This window comes from Moritella sp. 36 (assembly GCF_018219415.1).
Taxonomy (GTDB): Bacteria; Pseudomonadota; Gammaproteobacteria; order Enterobacterales; family Moritellaceae; genus Moritella.
The window spans coordinates 2,079,747-2,098,894 of record NZ_CP056120.1 but is presented as its reverse complement, the minus strand read 5'-3'; the positions used below and the strand labels follow the sequence as shown (position 1 = coordinate 2,098,894).

General features: G+C 39.3%; 16 protein-coding genes. 12 read left to right on the top strand and 4 right to left on the bottom strand.

The window, feature by feature from the left end:
• The first annotated feature begins 55 nt into the window (after positions 1–55).
• A complete protein-coding gene (gene glpT, locus HWV03_RS09485; protein WP_211679472.1) occupies positions 56–1,417 on the top strand; it encodes a glycerol-3-phosphate transporter in 1,362 nt (453 codons plus the stop codon).
• Positions 1,418–1,486: 69 nt separating this feature from the next.
• On the opposite strand, the gene HWV03_RS09480 is transcribed toward glpT, so the two are convergent.
• Complete coding sequence (locus tag HWV03_RS09480) at positions 1,487–1,912, bottom strand: CBS domain-containing protein (RefSeq protein ID WP_211679471.1); 426 nt, start codon at positions 1,910–1,912, stop codon at positions 1,487–1,489.
• A gap of 397 nt (positions 1,913–2,309) precedes the next feature.
• On the opposite strand from HWV03_RS09480, the gene leuC reads away from it, so the two are divergent.
• The 6 genes from leuC (at position 2,310) to HWV03_RS09450 (ending at position 11,161) form a co-directional block, all read left to right on the top strand.
• The gene (gene leuC / locus HWV03_RS09475) at positions 2,310–3,710 is read left to right on the top strand and encodes a 3-isopropylmalate dehydratase large subunit (protein ID WP_211679470.1); all 1,401 of its coding nucleotides are present in this window, start codon (positions 2,310–2,312) and stop codon (positions 3,708–3,710) included.
• 31 nt (positions 3,711–3,741) lie between these two features.
• Positions 3,742–4,362, top strand: a complete 621-nt coding sequence (leuD, locus tag HWV03_RS09470) for a 3-isopropylmalate dehydratase small subunit (RefSeq protein WP_211679469.1) — start codon at positions 3,742–3,744, stop codon at positions 4,360–4,362.
• A gap of 102 nt (positions 4,363–4,464) precedes the next feature.
• Positions 4,465–6,003, top strand: coding sequence for an alpha-isopropylmalate synthase regulatory domain-containing protein (locus tag HWV03_RS09465; RefSeq protein ID WP_211679468.1), 1,539 nt, complete (start codon positions 4,465–4,467; stop codon positions 6,001–6,003).
• A gap of 421 nt (positions 6,004–6,424) precedes the next feature.
• Positions 6,425–8,347, top strand: coding sequence for a PrkA family serine protein kinase (locus tag HWV03_RS09460; RefSeq protein ID WP_211675139.1), 1,923 nt, complete (start codon positions 6,425–6,427; stop codon positions 8,345–8,347).
• Between the two features lie 22 nt (positions 8,348–8,369).
• Entirely contained in the window at positions 8,370–9,638 is a 1,269-nt protein-coding gene (locus tag HWV03_RS09455; RefSeq protein WP_211679467.1) for a YeaH/YhbH family protein, read from the top strand.
• Positions 9,639–9,649: 11 nt separating this feature from the next.
• Positions 9,650–11,161, top strand: a complete 1,512-nt coding sequence (locus HWV03_RS09450) for a SpoVR family protein (RefSeq protein ID WP_211679466.1) — start codon at positions 9,650–9,652, stop codon at positions 11,159–11,161.
• Between the two features lie 65 nt (positions 11,162–11,226).
• On the opposite strand, the gene fadR is transcribed toward HWV03_RS09450, so the two are convergent.
• Positions 11,227–12,006 carry a fatty acid metabolism transcriptional regulator FadR gene (fadR, locus tag HWV03_RS09445; RefSeq protein WP_211679465.1) on the bottom strand — a complete coding sequence of 260 codons (780 nt, stop codon included), beginning with the start codon at positions 12,004–12,006 and terminating at the stop codon, positions 11,227–11,229.
• Positions 12,007–12,260: 254 nt separating this feature from the next.
• Here fadR and nhaB point away from each other — a divergent pair, with 254 nt between their 5' ends.
• From nhaB to HWV03_RS09430, 3 genes are all read left to right on the top strand, one after another.
• Positions 12,261–13,847 (top strand): sodium/proton antiporter NhaB, encoded by a 1,587-nt coding sequence (gene nhaB / locus HWV03_RS09440; RefSeq protein WP_211679464.1) that lies wholly within the window; start codon positions 12,261–12,263, stop codon positions 13,845–13,847.
• Between the two features lie 164 nt (positions 13,848–14,011).
• On the top strand, positions 14,012–14,536 hold the full coding sequence (dsbB, locus tag HWV03_RS09435) for a disulfide bond formation protein DsbB (protein ID WP_211679463.1): 525 nt from the start codon (positions 14,012–14,014) through the stop codon (positions 14,534–14,536).
• 13 nt (positions 14,537–14,549) lie between these two features.
• Positions 14,550–14,858 (top strand): DUF1244 domain-containing protein, encoded by a 309-nt coding sequence (locus HWV03_RS09430; RefSeq protein WP_211679462.1) that lies wholly within the window; start codon positions 14,550–14,552, stop codon positions 14,856–14,858.
• A gap of 68 nt (positions 14,859–14,926) precedes the next feature.
• On the opposite strand, the gene ppnP is transcribed toward HWV03_RS09430, so the two are convergent.
• Together ppnP and HWV03_RS09420 are read right to left on the bottom strand one after the other, a co-directional pair.
• The gene (gene ppnP / locus HWV03_RS09425; RefSeq protein WP_211679461.1) at positions 14,927–15,208 is read right to left on the bottom strand and encodes a pyrimidine/purine nucleoside phosphorylase; all 282 of its coding nucleotides are present in this window, start codon (positions 15,206–15,208) and stop codon (positions 14,927–14,929) included.
• Positions 15,209–15,329: 121 nt separating this feature from the next.
• Positions 15,330–16,544: a hypothetical protein gene (locus HWV03_RS09420; protein ID WP_255547142.1), complete on the bottom strand. Its 1,215-nt coding sequence runs from the start codon at positions 16,542–16,544 to the stop codon at positions 15,330–15,332.
• Between the two features lie 298 nt (positions 16,545–16,842).
• Between HWV03_RS09420 and HWV03_RS09415 the strand changes: the two genes are divergently transcribed.
• The gene (locus HWV03_RS09415; protein WP_211679460.1) at positions 16,843–17,802 is read left to right on the top strand and encodes a lipid A deacylase LpxR family protein; all 960 of its coding nucleotides are present in this window, start codon (positions 16,843–16,845) and stop codon (positions 17,800–17,802) included.
• Between the two features lie 126 nt (positions 17,803–17,928).
• Positions 17,929–18,972, top strand: coding sequence for a Preprotein translocase subunit SecY (locus HWV03_RS09410; RefSeq protein WP_211679459.1), 1,044 nt, complete (start codon positions 17,929–17,931; stop codon positions 18,970–18,972).
• Positions 18,973–19,148 lie beyond the last annotated feature (176 nt).

The window sequence follows — 19,148 nt, the reverse complement described above, 5'->3', positions numbered from 1 at the left end:
AACCCTATGAAATGGTTATTTAAAACCATCAACACGTTGAAACTCGAGGTTATAAATGTTTGGTATTTTCAAACCGAAAGAGCACATTGCTCGTTTACCCGCAGACCAAGTTGACTCCACCTATAAATATTTAAGATGGCAGTTATTCTTTGGTATTTTCTTTGGCTATGCAGGCTACTACCTAGTTCGTAAAAACTTCAGTTTGGCCATGCCATACCTGATTGAACAAGGCTTTAGCCGTGGTGATCTGGGTGTTGCTTTATCTGCAGTCTCTATTTCTTATGGACTATCTAAATTCCTGATGGGTAGTGTCTCTGACCGCTCTAACCCACGCTATTTCTTAACCGCTGGCTTATTAATGTCAGCTGCCGTTATGTTTACTTTTGGCTACATGCCTTGGGCAACCGGCAGTATTACTGCGATGTTCGTTTTACTATTTTTAAATGGTTGGTTCCAAGGCATGGGCTGGCCAGCTTGTGGCAGAACCATGGTTCACTGGTGGTCTAAAAAAGAACGTGGTGAATTAGTCTCGGTTTGGAACGTTGCGCATAACGTCGGTGGCGGCTTAATCGGCCCTATGTTCTTACTTGGCTTATGGGCATTTAATGACGATTGGCATACCGCATTTTATGTACCAGCTTTCTTTGCTGTACTCGTCGCAGTCTTTGTCTGGCTCACTGTGCGTGATACTCCGCAATCTTGTGGGTTACCACCAATCGAAGAATATAAAGATGATTATCCAGATGATTACAGCACAGATCATGAACAAGAAATGACGGCAAAAGAGATTTTCTTAAAATATGTTCTTAATAATAAACTGTTATGGTCTATCGCAGTTGCTAACGCCTTTGTTTATATGATCCGTTACGGTGTTTTAGATTGGGCACCTGTGTACCTGAAAGAAGCAAAAGGTTTCACTGTAGATGGCTCTTCTTGGGCTTATTTTTTGTATGAATGGGCGGGTATTCCAGGCACCCTACTTTGTGGTTGGATTTCAGATAAATTATTTAAAGGACGTCGTGCACCAGCAGGAATACTATTTATGGCGCTAGTGACGATTGCTGTACTTGTTTACTGGTTTAACCCGCCAGGGAACCCAGCCATCGATATGGCGGCATTAATTGCGATTGGATTCCTGATTTACGGCCCGGTTATGTTAATTGGTCTATACGCACTTGAGCTTGCACCTAAAAAAGCGGCAGGCACAGCAGCGGGTCTAACAGGTCTATTCGGCTACCTAGGCGGCGCAGTTGCTGCCAATGCAGTACTTGGCTATACAGTCGACCATTTTGGTTGGGATGGTGGTTTCATGGTTCTCGTCGCCTCTTGCTTAGCTTCTATCATTTGTTTAAGTTACGCTTATTTTGGTGAAAAGCGTTTTCACGCTAACAAAACTGGTGATACTGCGGTTGCATAAGTAAAAAGTATTAATTGATAGCTTAGAGGCTGCAATCGTTGTAGCCTCTTTTTATTGCATTAGGGCTAGCTAAATATTTGCGGCATTTAAATAACACGCTTGTTGTTGTTTATCCATTGCTTTGAGTACATTTCGACGAGAAATGATCCCCACGAGTAAGCCTTCATCGTCAATCACAGGATAAACTTTAGGCTTGGCTTCTAGCATTTGCTGCGCGAGTTCAATAATACTGTCCGTCACCCGAACTGTGAGCACATCCTTTCTCATCAAGTCTTCAACTATCGCGACCTCTTCACAGTAATAACTCGATTCCAGTAACGATGCTAAGCAATCCTGTTCAGAAATCCAGCCAATGAGCGTATCACTATCATTCACCACAGGCGCTCCAATATGAGTAGATCTTAGTAATCTATCAACAGCCGTTGCCACAGGCATATCTGCAGTCAATTTAACTGGCCGTAACTGCATATAGTCAGATACCTTTAAAGAATTCATTCCCTCACTCCTTTAATCATTGATCTATTTAAAATAATACATGGTTACTACATCTTCTAAGCATAGGTTATATGGTTATTTCTACAATCATGACCTTAATATTGTAGAAATAACTTTATTTACCACGTTGAAAAACTAAAAAGTCGAAATATTAAACATATTATAAAAAACAAATAACCCCGCCAATGGCAAATATAGCAATGCATAAAACTATATATTTCAAATTAAACAGATTTATACTCCAATAAAAGTCAATAATGACAAACAATAACAAATTGGATATTTATAATTCCAACTATTTATGAAATTATGTTCTTGAAGAAGGTCACACAATTGTCATAGTATCAAGACATAAGAAAGTATAAATATCTCGCTTGATGGGAAGGGAAGCAAAGCAATGAAAAAGACAATGTATGAAAAAATTTGGGATTCACACTTAGTTCACGAACCAGAGAATGGAACCCCGCTACTCTACATCGATCGTCACTTGATGCATGAAGTAACAAGTCCACAAGCATTTGAAGGCTTAAAAGTACAAAAACGTAAGATCCGTAATCGTCATAGTATTCTAGCGACAATGGATCACTGTGTACCAACCGTTGACCGTCATCTACCAATTAAAGATCCAATTGCAGCAAAGCAAATTGATACGATGGCAAACAACTGTAGTGAACACGACCTCCTTATTTACGATATGCAAAACGTTAATAATGGTGTTATTCATATTGTTGTACCTGAACATGGTTTTATCCACCCAGGAATGACTGCTGTTTGTGGTGATTCACATACTGCAACACATGGTGCATTTGGTGCGTTAGCCTTCGGTATAGGTACGTCCGAAGTTGAGCATGTAATGGCCACTCAGACGCTACAACAGAAAAAATCTAAAACTATGCTAGTAAGTGTAGAAGGTACACTATCGAAGTATTCAACAGCCAAAGATATCGCGCTTGCTGTTATCGGTAAAATAGGTACTGCAGGTGGTACTGGCCATGTAATCGAGTTCGCAGGTTCTGCAATTCGAGACCTTACAATGGAAGGTCGCATGACCTTGTGTAACATGGCAATTGAAGGCGGCGCACGTGCAGGCCTTATCGCACCAGATGAAACAACATATGATTATCTGGAAGGTAAAGAGTTTGCACCACAAGGGGATCACTGGGCTGCAGCACTTGCATACTGGAAATCACTACCAAGTGATGATGGCGCTAAATTTGACACTGTTATCGAACTTAAAGCTGAAGACATTGCACCACAAGTTACTTGGGGTACGTCTCCAGAACAAGTAGCCGCAGTAAACTCAACGGTTCCTTCACCAAGTGACTTTAGTGATGAAATTAAAGCTTCGGCATGTAAAGGCGCCCTTGCCTACATGGACATTGAAGCCGGTGCAGCAATCACTGATATTAATATTGATCTTGTGTTCGTTGGTTCTTGTACTAACGGTCGTATTGAAGATTTCCGTGCTATTGCTGAATTAACCGTCGGTAAAAAGGTAAGCGCTTCAGTACAAGCAATTGCAGTTCCAGGTTCATACCTTGTTAAAGAACAAGCTGAAAAAGAAGGTCTAGATAAGATCTTAGTTGATGCAGGTTGGGAATGGCGTGAACCAGGTTGCTCTATGTGTCTAGCAATGAATGGTGACCAACTAAGCGAAGGTCAACGTAGTGCGTCTACGTCAAACCGTAACTTTGAAGGTCGTCAAGGTAAAGGTGGTCGTACACACCTTGTATCTCCAGCAATGGCTGCAGCAGCGGCAATTGAAGGCCACTTTGTTGACATCCGTAACTGGGCATAAGCTTTAGCACATTAGTGATCAAGGAATTAAAATGAAAGCATATAAAAATCATACTAGTGTTGCTGCATTAATGAATCGTAGTAACGTAGATACAGACCAAATCATTCCAAAACAGTTCTTGAAAAAAGTAGAACGTACCGGCTTTGGTATACACTTATTTCATGACTGGCGTTTTCTTGATGATGGTTCAGAAAACCCTGAGTTTGAATTAAACAAACCAGCATTTAAAGGTGCTAAGATTTTAGTTGCTGGCGACAATTTCGGTTGTGGTTCATCACGTGAACATGCACCCTGGGCAATTGAAGACTTTGGTTTCAATACCATCATTTCAACTAGCTATGCAGATATTTTCTACTCTAACTGCTTTAAAAACGGTATTTTACCAATTCGTGTAAACAAAGATGTTCTCGCCGCATTAATGGCTGAAATTGATGCTAACGAAGGTGTCGAGTTTACTGTTGATCTTCCAGCACAAACTGTGACAACACCCGGTGGTATTGTTATTAATATTGAGGTTGATCCATTTCGTAAGCAAAGCCTTATCGAAGGCGCTGATGATATCTCATGGACATTAAAACATGAAGCTAAAATCTCTGAATTCGAAGCTAGAAATAAGCAACAGTTTCCATGGTTATGGACTGAAGCAAGCTAACTTTTAGTATTGCTCTATTATAAAGCAAACTAAGAGACGGTTTAAAAGCGGATAGTCATCTTCTATCCGCTCTTTCCCTACAATTTGAAGCAGGTAGCAAATATGGAAATCATGCGCCCTCAAGTCCAATTAATGGACACAACTCTTCGTGATGGAGAACAAACCCAAGGGGTCTCTTTCACCCCCGACGAAAAAGTTAGTATTGCCAAAGCCCTACTCCAATCTCTTAATGTTGACCGAATTGAAGTCGCATCTGCGCGCGTTTCTCTTGGCGAAAAACATGCCGTATCCTCATTAATGCAATGGGCAGAACAAGAACAAGTGGCAGGGCGAATCGAAATACTGGGTTTTGTCGATCATACCAAAAGCGTTGACTGGATAACGTCCAGCGGTGCCAAAGTGATCAACTTACTCACAAAGGGCAGTGAAAAACACTGCACCGAGCAACTCCGTAAAACCCCTACGCAACATATTGAAGATGTCAGAGAAACTATTCACTACGCAATAGAGCAAGGGTTAGCGGTTAATATTTACCTTGAAGACTGGTCTAATGGTTACAGTGACAATCCTGATTATGTTTACAACATGATCAATGCACTTGTAGATTTACCAATCCAACATTACATGCTGCCAGATACACTCGGTGTAATGTCTCCAGATGAAGTGCATGTCAGTCTGTCTGATATGATTGGGCGTTATCCGCAACAGAAATTTGATTTTCATCCACATAATGATTACGGTTTAGCCACAGCAAATGCGCTCGCTGCAGCAAAAGTCGGCATTAGCGCTATTCATTGCACTGTAAACTGTTTAGGTGAACGCGCTGGTAATGCTTCACTTGCAGAAGTTGCAGTGGTCCTTAAAGATAAACTCGGTATCGAATCATCAATCAATGAACAACGCATCCATCAGATAAGCCAAATGATTGAAAATTTCTCGGGTAAAATAACGCCAGCAAATGCGCCTATTATTGGCGCAGACGTATTTACTCAGACTAGTGGTATTCATGCCGATGGCGATAATAAAGGTGGCTTATATCAAACGGTGTTAGGCCCTGAACGGTTTAAGCGTACCCGAACCTATGCGCTCGGAAAAATGAGCGGTAAAGCATCGATAGAAAAAAATCTTGAAGAGTTAAGTATAGACTTAAGCCCCGAGCAAAAGACTAAATTGCTCGAGCGTATTGTCACTTTAGGTGATCAAAAAGCAACTATAACACCTGAAGATTTACCCTTTATTATTGCGGATTTACTGGAAAGTAAAGATTACTCGCATATTGAACTGCTCAACTGTTCGATTACATCTGGACTCAATGTTGATTCCACCGCAAGTATCCGTATTCGCATCGGCGATGAGATATACAAATCAGCGGGATCCGGTAATGGTGGCTTTGATGCGTTTAGTATGGCAATTCAAGCCATCATGCACAAAGTTGGATTTGATTATCCAAATTTAGAAAACTATCAAGTACGTATTCCACCAGGCGGTAAAACCAGTGCATTAACAGAAAGCTTTATTACTTGGCAGCAGGGCGATCGAAGTTTCCGAACCCGTGGTGTTAGCTCTAACCAAGTATTCGCTGGTGTGCAAGCAACAATGCGTATGTTAAATAAATTGCTACATGAAACGATAACAGCATAGCACTTCCCCAAACAGGTTTACTTTAAACCCCCTTAACGTAAACCTGTCACTAAAATAATGCCCCCCTTTATAGCAAGGTCACCATTATAGCGATGTCACAATTCGTGAATATCAATTCTAAATAATATTTAATCACATCTTGATTAGACTATACTTTGTTTATATATTGTTATATCAATAAATAATAATACAAAATTCCGCAAAACAACTCTTACATCTCCTCATTCACTAATAAACGCACGATTACCTTTTAAATAATATATTGCAGCCATAATAAAAAATTAATAAAACGCTTATAAAACCGCAATTTAATTGCGCAATTTTAAAATCAAAGTCTAAATTTAGATTAGAAGTGAGAAATACTTCAGACTTGTAGATGCTAATGTTTGCGGATGCAAGTAATTACATTTTGGGGGTAACTATGAGTATTTTTGAACATTACCAGCAAAGATATGAAGAAAGTCGTGAAGAAGAGTATACCATTCAAGAATTCTTGAATTTATGCCGTGACGACAGAACTGTATATGCATCTGCAGCTGAAAGATTACTAAACGCAATTGGTGAGCCTGAAATGGTTGATACCGCAACCGACTCTCGCCTAAGCCGATTATTTTCCAATCGTGTTGTAGCACGTTATCCAGCCTTTGAAGATTTTTATGGTATGGAAGATGCCATCGAGCAAATTGTCGCCTATTTAAAACATTCTGCTCAGGGCTTAGAAGAAAAAAAACAAATTCTGTATCTACTTGGCCCAGTGGGCGGTGGTAAATCATCACTCGCCGAAAAATTAAAAGACTTAATGCAGAATTTACCAATTTATCGCATTAAAGGATCTCCCGTTAACGATCACCCCTTTAGCTTGTTTGACGTGAATGAAGATGCCAGTATTCTGCGTAACGAATACGGTATCCCAACCCGCTGCCTTGGTCATGTAATGTCACCTTGGGCTGCTAAACGTTTGAAAGAATTTGGCGGTGATATAAGCCAGTTTAAAGTAGAAAAAGTGCGCCCATCTATACTCCATCAAATTGCCATTGCTAAAACTGAACCCGGTGATGAAAACAATCAAGATATTTCCTCGTTAGTCGGTAAAGTTGATATTCGTCAGTTAGAACATTTTTCACAAGATGACCCCGATGCATACAGCTACTCAGGTGCACTTTGTAAAGCGAACCAAGGAATGATGGAATTTGTCGAGATGTTCAAAGCTCCCATCAAAGTGCTACATCCTCTACTCACTGCAACGCAAGAAGGTAACTACAACAGTACCGAAGGTCTATCAGCCCTGCCTTTCGAAGGTATTATCCTTGCTCACTCCAATGAGTCTGAGTGGCAAACATTCCGTAATAACAAAAACAACGAAGCCTTCTTAGACCGTGTCTATATTGTTAAAGTACCTTACTGTTTACGCGTGAGTGAAGAACAATCTATATACCGTAAACTATTAGAAAACAGTGCGCTATATAATGCAAAATGCGCACCGGGTACACTTGATGCGCTGTCTCAATTCACCGTTTTATCGCGCCTTAAAGATCCTGAAAATTCATCAATCTACTCTAAAATGCGTGTTTACGACGGCGAAACGTTAAAAGATACCGATCCAAAAGCAAAGTCATATCAAGAGTATCGTGATTATGCAGGCGTCGACGAAGGTATGTCAGGCCTATCAACCCGTTTTGCTTATAAAATTTTATCAAAAGTATTCAACTTTGATCATGCGGAGGTTGCAGCAAACCCAGTTCATCTTTTTTATGTATTAGAACAACAAATTGAACGAGAGCAGTTCCCTCAAGATATTGCGGACCGATATTTAGAATTTTTAAAAGGTTATTTAATTCCCAAATATGTGGAATTTATTGGCAAAGAAATCCAAACAGCTTACTTAGAATCTTATTCTGAATATGGCCAAAACATATTCGACCGTTATGTAACTTATGCTGACTTCTGGATCCAAGATCAAGAATACCGAGATCCTGAGACCGGCCAGCTATTTGACCGTGAAGCATTAAATAATGATCTAGAGAAAATAGAAAAACCAGCAGGTATCAGCAACCCTAAAGACTTCCGTAATGAAATAGTTAACTTTGTACTCCGTGCCAGAGCCAATAACAGTGGTAAAAATCCGTCTTGGGTTAGCTATGAGAAACTCCGTACTGTAATCGAAAAGAAAATGTTCTCCAATACAGAAGAGTTGTTACCCGTTATCTCATTTAACGGTAAAACATCCACAGACGAACAGCAAAAGCATGACAACTTTGTAGACCGCATGATGGAGAAAGGCTACACCAAGAAACAAGTTAGACTATTGTCAGAATGGTATTTGCGCGTACGTAAATCATCATAACTGTATTCTTTAGGGGGATGAGATGGCACATTTTATTGATCGCAGATTAAACGGAAAAAATAAAAGTACCGTTAATCGACAACGCTTTATGCGTCGTTATAACTCACAAATAAAAAAGGCGGTATCTGATGCTGTAAACAATCGTAGTATTCAGGATATTACATCTGGAGAAAGTGTCAGCATTCCAACTCGTGACATCTCGGAGCCAACTTTTCACCAAGGTAAAGGCGGCAAACGTACAGTTGTTCACCCTGGTAACGACCAATTCATTACTGGTGATAAAATTAACCGTCCACCACCAAGAGGCGGTTCAGGTTCTGGAGGAGGAGAAGCCAGCGATAGTGGTGAAGGTAATGATGATTTTAATTTTAAAATTTCAAAAGACGAATACCTTGATCTTTTATTTGAAGATTTAGAGTTACCAAATTTACAAGAAAATCAGTTTAACAGTATCGTTGAAATGAAAACCCGCCGTGCAGGTTATACTTCACATGGTAACCCCGGCAATATTTCGATTATTAAATCATTACAAAATTCATTGGCGAGGCGTACTGCATTATCCGCTGGCAAAAAAAGAAAAGTAAAATCGCTGCAACAGCAAGTTGATGAATTAACGAATCAGGACGAAATTGAAGGCCAATTTGTTCACGAATTAAAAAAAGAAATTGCGGAATTGAAAGAACGGATCAGTAAAGTGCCGTTCATCGACACTTTTGACTTACGCTATAACAATTTTGAACAATATGCAGTACCAAATAGCCAAGCCGTCATGTTTTGCCTAATGGATGTCTCAGGCTCGATGGATCAGCCAACTAAAGACATGGCTAAACGTTTCTATATCTTACTGTACCTGTTCTTAACACGTACTTATAAAACGATTGAAGTAGTTTACATCCGTCATCATACTCAAGCAAAAGAAGTCGACGAACATGAATTTTTTTATTCACAAGAGACGGGTGGCACAATTGTATCGTCCGCTTTAAAACTAATGGATAAGATTGTGACCGATAAGTACCCCGCGAATGAATGGAACATTTACGCTGCACAAGCTTCTGATGGTGATAACTGGGCTGATGACTCACCACTATGCCGTAAGCTATTGCTAGATAAAATTATGCCAAAAGTCCGTTATTTCAGCTATATCGAGATTACCAATCGTGCCCATCAGACTTTATGGCGAGAATATGAAAAAGTAGCAAAAGAATACTCACAGTTTGCCTTACAGCATATTCGCCAACTGGAGGATATTTACCCTGTATTCCGAGAACTATTTAAAAAACAAGCCGCTTAGGGAGAGTCTATATGTTAAGAGATGAAGTGAAGCAGCTCAACGATGGCCCCGATTGGAATTTTCCACTACTAGAAGAGTATCATATCGAAATTAAACGTATTGCAGAATACTACCGACTTGATACTTACCCCAATCAAATTGAAGTCATCACAGCAGAGCAAATGATGGATGCTTACTCTTCTGTAGGGATGCCTATTGGTTATAATCACTGGAGTTTTGGTAAGAAATTTATTCAAACAGAACAAAGCTATAAACGTGGTCAAATGGGGTTAGCATATGAAATTGTTATCAACTCTAATCCGTGCATTGCTTACTTAATGGAAGAAAACACCATTCCAATGCAAGCATTAGTTATTGCACACGCCAGCTATGGACATAACTCTTTCTTTAAAAACAATTACTTATTTAAATCATGGACAGATGCAGATTCAATCATTGATTACCTACTATTTTCCAAGAATTATATTGCTGAATGTGAACAAAAATACGGTATCGATGCTGTCGAAAATATTGTCGATTCATGTCATGCATTAATGAATTATGGCGTTGATCGTTATAAACGCCCAAGTGAACCATCACTCAGTGAAGAAAAACGACGCCAACAAGAACGCACAGATTATTTACAAACTCAAGTCAATGAATTATGGCGTACCCTCCCCCAATACAACCAAAAATCAGAGCCTGTTGAACCAAATTACCCAGTAGAACCCCAAGAAAACATTCTCTATTTTGTAGAAAAAAATGCGCCACTGTTACAATCTTGGCAGCGCGAAATAATTCGTATCGTTCGCAAAATCAGTCAATATTTTTATCCACAAAAACAAACTCAAGTCATGAATGAAGGTTGGGCAACATTCTGGCATTATACCATCACTAACCACATGTATGACGAGGGATTGGTGTCGGATAAATTCATGTTAGAAATCTTACATAATCATACTAACGTCATTGCACAACCGGCTTATAATAGTCCGTATTATTCAGGAATGAATCCTTATGCATTAGGATTTGCCATGTTTACAGATATTCGACGAATTTGCGAAAACCCGACCGAAGAAGATAAAGCTTGGTTCCCTGATATTGCGGGTAGTGATTGGTTAGAAACCTTGCATTTTGCAATGCGAAATTTTAAAGATGAAAGCTTCATTAGCCAGTATTTGTCACCTAAAGTAATGCGTGACATGCACTTTTTTTCAATCGAAGATAACGAAAACAGTAAATATATTGAAGTATCTGCGATTCATAATGAAGAAGGGTATCAACAATTGCGAAATAAGCTATCAGCCCAGTATAATCTCAGTAATAACGAGCCTAATATTCAGGTATTTAATGTCGATAAAAAAGGGGACCGTTCTTTAACACTACGCTATGTGCCTCACCAAGAGATACCACTAGACGCGAAATCAGCACAAGAAGTAATAAAACACCTTCATCGATTATGGGGCTTTGATGTTCGGTTAGAACAAGTTCAAGCTAATGGCAATGTGGAGATTATCAGCCAAAGTTCCCCCCCTAAGCTATAAACTGTCCCGCGGATATAAAAAAACCAGTCAATGACTGGTTTTTTTAGAAGATTATTGCGTAATCATTATTTAATACGTTGTTCAAAAGCGACGCAAATATCATCCCATGTTTCATCACGGTACTGCTGCCAAAGTAGGCCTGAGTTCATACCATAGTTACGGATAACATTTAAACTCTCATCCGCTTGATTATTTTGGGCTATCTCTTTCAATTCTCTGTAGAAATTTCGTGCTAATACACGAGCTTCGGGATAATCAAAATAAATTTTACCCAAAATACGGTACATATTATCAAAACCATTCAGGATCAAAGCATAAACTAAATTACCTGATAAAAAGGCCAATTTATGTAGCATACTATAATCATACGCAGTAAAGGCTTCTTTATCATCAGCAAGTTCTTCGGCTTCATTTAGAATTTCTACAACACGTTCAGGATCGCGTTTGATCGCAGCTCGAATAAAAATAACACTAATATTAGTACGGGCAGATAATAAATCACTCACCAATTCAGGTAAACGCTCAGGGTCCAATCGCACTAAATCTTCTAAGATAGACAGGCTCGACGTTTCCCAAAAATTATTAACCTGAGTTGGTTTCCCATGACGGATAGTCAGCCAACCGTCACGCGCTAAACGTTGTAATACCTCACGTAGCGTAGTACGAGTAACACCAATAAGCTCAGAAAGTTCTCTTTCTGCTGGAAGAATTGAACCTGGAGGGAAGCGATTTTTCCAGATCGATTCAATCAGATACTCTTCGGCAAATCCTGCTGGGCTTTTCGCCTTAATAATACCGTCATTCTGACGCTTTTTCTTCGTTGTTTTACTATCAGTAATATCCATTTAACTTCTCATTTGGAAATATAACAGGTTGTGTCCATTAGAATCTTAGCATCCTGATGCAAGTCCGACCAGATTTTAATTAGATACTATCACTAGAATAATTATTTTCCGATTTAAATAGTAAAATAAATTTAATTGCTATAACAATAATCTGTATCAATAAAAAGTATGGCGCACCACACGGAATACGCTTAGAATATCCCCGTTTTTAAATCCCTTAAACTTAATCTTAATAAAATATTGGACAAGCCCTCATGGACATAAGCCTTAGTACGGCGGCAAAATTAAACTTCTTAGGTAATTCACCTCAGTGGTATAAAATTGCAATCATTGCATTCCTCATTATTAACCCGATTGTTTTTTCAATTGACCCGTTTATTGCTGGTTGGTTATTAGTTATCGAATTTATTTTTACTTTAGCAATGGCCCTAAAATGCTATCCTCTTCAACCCGGTGGCTTGCTTGCTATTGAAGCGGTTGCCATTGGCATGACATCTTCCGAACAAGTCCAGCACGAACTTGTGAGTAATATCGAAGTATTATTATTATTAATCTTCATGGTTGCTGGTATCTATTTCATGAAGTCATTATTGTTATATGTCTTCACTAAGCTATTGATTAACATTAAGTCTAAAGCATTGCTGGCTTTATCATTTTCAGTTGTTTCAGCTTTTCTTTCTGCATTCTTAGATGCACTAACTGTAATTGCAGTTGTGATCAGTGTCGCGATTGGCTTCTATAGTATTTATCACAAAGTAGCATCAGGCCGTGACTTTAAACATGACCATGATCATACCGACGATGCAAATGTGAATGAGCTCAAACGTCAAGATCTTGATGAATATCGCGCTTTCTTACGTAGCCTTATGATGCATGCAGGTGTTGGTACTGCACTTGGTGGTGTATGTACTATGGTAGGCGAACCACAAAACCTAATTATCGCTGAACAAGCAGGTTGGGATTTTATTGAATTTGCATTACGTATGGCTCCCGTAACGGTTCCTGTATTCTTTTTTGGTCTATTGACTTGTGTTCTGGTCGAGAAATTAAAAATATGTGGTTACGGTGCTGAATTACCAGCAGCAGTACGTACTATTTTGGTTGATTTTGATAAACATGAAGATGCAAACCGCAGCCAACGTGAACGTGTAAAACTTTATACGCAAGCGGCTATTGGTGTTTGGTTAATCATAGGCCTAGCAATGCATTTAGCTGCTGTAGGCCTCATTGGTTTATCTGTCATCATTCTTGCTACTGCATTTAACGGGATCACTGAAGAGCATGCTTTAGGTAAAGCATTTGAAGAGGCATTGCCTTTTACTGCATTACTTGCGGTATTCTTTACGATTGTTGCTGTAATTATTGATCAACAGCTGTTCATTCCATTGATTAATTCGGTTCTAGCTGCAGACCCACATCAACAGCTACCACTATTTTACTTAGCGAATGGTATCTTGTCGATGGTGAGTGATAACGTATTTGTTGGTACTGTTTATATTACCGAAGTAAAAGCTGCTCTGGTAAACGGCACTATCACACGAGATCAGTTCGACCTACTTGCTGTCGCAATTAACACAGGTACAAACCTACCTTCCGTTGCAACGCCAAATGGACAAGCTGCATTCTTATTCTTATTAACGTCTGCAGTAGCGCCACTGTTACGCTTATCGTATGGCCGTATGGTTATCATGGCATTACCATATACGATTGTGATGACGTTAGTTGGTCTTGGTGCCATTATCTACTTATTAGAACCAGCAACAGCAACGATGCTTGATATGGGGTTAATTACCGCCCATGTAGAATCTGCAGCTGAAGCGGTTAAATCAGCTGCCCACTAGTCTAGCTAAAACATAAAAAAACGCCGCTATTAGCGGCGTTTTTTATACAAGTAATCACTTTACATAAGCATTTATTTTTACACATTTTTACACTCTGCATCTCATATCTAGCGCCACAATATGTTATAAAAGTAGATAGTTATTAAATTCATTTGAGACAATATATGTACCAGTTTATTTCTAACCTACCAAAACAACGCCTTCCTTGGGTTTTACTCGCTCTAACAGGTTTGGGGTTAGAAGCATCAGCCCTCTTCTTCCAATACGTGATGGAATTAAGCCCTTGTGTATTATGCGTATATGAACGTGTAGCAATAATAGGCATTATTATTGCGGGCTTAGTGGGTGCGATAGCCCCTGCGAATCCAGTGATACGCTTAAGCGGTTTTACATTATGGTTTGTCAGCGCGGGTTACAGTTTAAGCCTCGCAATTGAGCATACCGACATTCAACTGAACCCTTCGCCATTTTCAACGTGTGACTTCTTCCCTAATTTCCCGACTTGGGCACCGCTCCATGAATGGGCTCCTGGGTTGTTTAACCCAACCGGTTTTTGTGATGAAATTAACTGGCAGTTCTTATCGTTTACAATGCCACAGTGGTTAATTGTAGCCTCTTCTATTTACTTAGCTGTTGCAGTTATCGTTTTAAGTTGCCATATTACAGGGCTGATTAAGTCAGCGAAATAACAAGGAATTGATAATGAGTAAACCAGAATTAACTCAAATTCAACAAGATCAGTTGGACGCGAAAGTATTACAACGTTTATTAGCGCATTTAGATGATAACAAACAAGTTCAAAATATTGATTTAATGATCTTGGCTGATTTTTGCCGAAACTGTTTAGGTAAATGGTACAAATCTGCTGCAGATGAACTGGAACTAGACGTGACAGATGAACAAGCGAGAGAACGCATCTACGGTATGACTTATGCTGAATGGAAAGAAAATCACCAGCTTCCAGCAACTGAAGAACAACTTACAGCATTCAATTCGAAACCAAAAAAATAACGCTAATTAATTTAATAATAAAAAGGGAGAGTGAACTTGACGTTTACTCTCCCTTTTTCACAAACCCATTAACCGTATTGGCAAAGGTACGCAGTTTCTTGCGCTACTTTAACTTGAAACTGACTGTCGCTAGGTACATTAAACTGTTCTCCAGCATTGAATGTTTGCCACTCAGATTGTCCAGGGAGTAACACCGTTAACGCACCAGTAATCACAACCATCACTTCCGCTAAGGCTGTACCAAACTCATACTCACCGACAGCCATCACGCCAACACTGGCTTCTTTATCCGCTTCTTTAAACCCAATAGAAGCAACTTGACCATCAAAGTACTGATTTATCTTAAACATTTAAAATCCTTTTATACGATTAACTAATCTTTTAGAGCTCAGAATAACCGAAAAAATGTCTAATTAACAGCATCCCCCTATTGCTAAGGTAAGTAGTGCAAAGGTAAATACTTCATATCAATTAAAAATTATAATAACCAGTCAATTGGATCATGTTGTCATCGTTATAACTTTTATTCGCATAGTCATCATCATTGATATTAAACCACCAACCTTCAACGCCAACAGAAAGTGCTTTCGTCACATTCACTTTTGCCTGAACAAAACCATTCTGAGAGCCAAAGTCAAAATCATAATTATGGCCCATAAGTAATTCGCTATTGTTTAAACCATTCAAAGTAACTCTTACACCCGCGAATATGTCATTTTGAAAACTATTATCAAGTGCTTTTTCACCATGTTGATCCCAGCTATATTCACTCAGTAAGTTAACACCAATATTTTTAGTTTGTAGTAAACTAAACTCCGCACCTAGTACCGCAGCACGCGTAGATTTACCTTCAACGATCTTATATAGCACTTCACCTTTTAAAATAATCTGGTTCAGATCAGCTTTAATATCTATTGATATCTGGTCAACTAAATTCACATACCAAATTGGTTCGCCCACCGCTGAATTTCGCAATTCGGGGGTACGTGTATGTCCGCCAAAATAACTCACACCAACATCAATATTGTTGACACTTTTACTGTAGCGTAATGCAACATCTGGGTGATACTCTTCGCCCCAACCCGCATATTCATAGCGATAATCATTCTCGAAACTAAAACGAGCGCCAAGTGTAGGTAAGGCTGGTTCTCGGTAACCCACCAGCAGCATGGCTTCCAGTAACGCACCTTTTAGGTCTATACCCAGCCTAAGCATAGGCTGACCTAGCTTATCCTCTCCATTTGGTGATTCGAGGTAATCCGTTTGATTAACAATATCAACTAAATGGTGGTTTTCCATCACCCCCCAATGAACTTGATCAAAACCAATAGATGCTTCCCACTTTTGAGTGACAAGCGCAGCTTTAAACTCTCTCAAATCAATATGTGAACGTTCATCATCACGTTCATCAATACGAACAAAGGGATGTACTGTATATACCATATTGTTTTTTTTAGATGACGCTTCTATATGCGGGGATAAAGCCGCTGATATTTGATGATAAACAGGATAAGGGTAATCATTCACTGGATATGTCGGTTGTTCAGGACTATCTAGGAAAATACGCTGCTCCAAGCTCGCACTACCCTTTACTTTTATTTCAGCATTCACATTTGTCATAACGCTCGACGTTACGAGGCCGAAGGTGATTAAACCACAGCATTTTATTAATGATTTCAATTTCATTCCCCATCAAAGAAACCAGTAACTAGGGCGAAGTAATAAACAACGGTCCTTGTTGTCTCATTAGTATGTCTTTGTATGTTGATTCGAAGCAATTTTTTTAGCCAAAATCATACCTAATAAGTATCAAATACTAGAACCAAGTAATGAAAACGCATTAGATTCACACCAATCAAGCATTAAATTTACTCGTAACTCACAATGCTGGTATAATTAATGCTTAACCTATATTTATTCACATTTTCAATCAATAACGACATAAGAATGACAATAATGACAATAATGACAATAAGGAAAACACATGCGTTTTAAGTTATGCAGCATTATTTTACTGACTTTAAGCCAAGTTAACCCAAGCTTTGCAAGCGGCTGGTTATTTGGTATGCATAATGACGTGATCTCAAATGAAGATGGTAATTACACCAATGCTGTTTTCATCAATTATACAACTGAAGAACCCGCATTAAATAACCGCTTCTGGCAAGCGTTAACGCCGTTTGATCCAAACCCACTGAAATATGCCGTTAATTACCAAATTGGACAACAGATGTGGACACCGAGTGATATTTCGGCGACGACACCACAACCAGATGAACGCCCATACGCAGGGCTATTATTTGGTGAAGCTAGCGTATTAGGCTATAGCGCCGTCAGCTCTTACCGACTCTCTTTGCTACTGGGAACAGTCGGAGAACAGTCAAAAGCAGGTGATACACAAACCAAGGTTCATGAATGGATTGGTGCAACGCCACCACAAGGCTGGAAATATCAAATTGAAGATGAAGTCGTATACCAACTCACAGTAGAGGCGGATCAACTTGTCGGCCGCCCACAAATGCTTATTGGTGAATCAGATTTGTCAGTTTATCAACGCTTAGCTGTAGGTAATTTTCAAAGTGAAGTCGCACTTGGTTCGACAGTACGATGGGGACCAGATTTAGGCGCTAACTATAATAACCTAAGCCTACACCCTCAGCGGCTACAAGGCATGCTACTGGCACCAAACAGCTCAGGTATTATGCTTTATGCAACGGCCGAAGTTCGTTATCGTTTCAACGATATTACGATTGAAGGTTATACACCTGATGAAGTACCGGACATTACGTTAAATAACGTACAAGTAACAGTTGCCGGAGGTTTACTTGCTTATTACCACAATATCGGCATCAAATTTAGTGTCGTGGCAATGAGTCCTGACTATGAAGAAGACGCACATAAAGAATACGTAGTCGGTAGCCTGGGATTATTCTGGCAATTTTAGTAGAATCTCCTCACAAAGTGGTCGAAATATGCCCGTTTCTTAAAATAGCTAAAAGTAGTTATCTGTTACTAATTAGCCGTGTTAGTATTCCGGTAAATTAGTCACTTTTCTGCTTTAAGATACGTTATGCATGATTCTTCATTAACATATACACGCCGCCCTAAAGGCACACTTGCCATATGCAGCCTGTATGCCTTTACTGGCGCAGCCATCACTGCGTCAGTAATATTCTCACTGCTACTCTTTTTATCTATTCACGATAAATTACTCATGCAGATTTTATTCGGCAGTTTGGCCGTCATTTTCGAACTCGGTAAATTTTTTGCTTGGTATGAATTTGGTGAGCGTATTGCTCGCAAAGCATTTCATGCCGCATTTATCGCACTTGGATTCTATTGTATCCTTGCCATTATTTCGATAGGTGGCAGTATTGGCGGCATTAACAGTGCAACCAATGTGGCACAACAGTATGTTGATCAACGCGATAACAGAGTAAATGCAATTACTCTGCAAATTTCCGCGATCGACGATGAAATTGCACTTAATAATAAAGCTGCAGATAAATACCTAGAGCTACAAATGATTTCGCTTGGTGTCTCTCGGATCCAGAAAGAAAATCAAGTTCTACGTGAAAAGCAAACACAGCTTAGAATTGAGCGTGATAGCGTTCCGGTCTCTGAAAAAGGGTCTGTTATCAGTTTGATCGCAAGCCTTGCAAAAATTCTGAATACGACAACAGAAGATGCACAATCATGGTTAGTCATATTCTTATCGGTATTACTTGATATTTTTGCAGCTTTCTTTGTTGGTTTAATAGGTGAGGAACTGCGTTTCCGCCATTCAATTAGCCGTAAAAAAGAACAAGAGAAAGCAGATAAAGCTGAGCATTTACGTCTTTTAGCAACGCAAAGCTATATTGAAATTGAAGCGCCACCTCAATTAGAAGATCAGTCCTTATTAATTGAAAAACAAATGTCAGTCAGGTCTTCTGCCATCTTACAAGCTGCGCAAGAACAAGATTTAAAATGCTCGAAAAAATACATTGCAGACATACTACAACTCAGCATAGAAGAAATCGATCACGCTTTCGAAGAGTTTCTATCGTTTGGTATTGTTGAGAGAAAACGGAATAACCATTTACGTTGGATAAGACAAGCTGACGTAGCTTAACGCCTCGACTCTTTTCGATATAAAACCAACACAGTGATAGCAACTGCTGCTGTGTTGGTTTTATTTTTAATCAAACATATACTTCAAGATCAACACTTCCCGCCATATTGACCTGTTATTAAAAAGCTTAAGTAATATGAATCTCGACAGGGTTGCTAAAGGCTGTATTAATATTT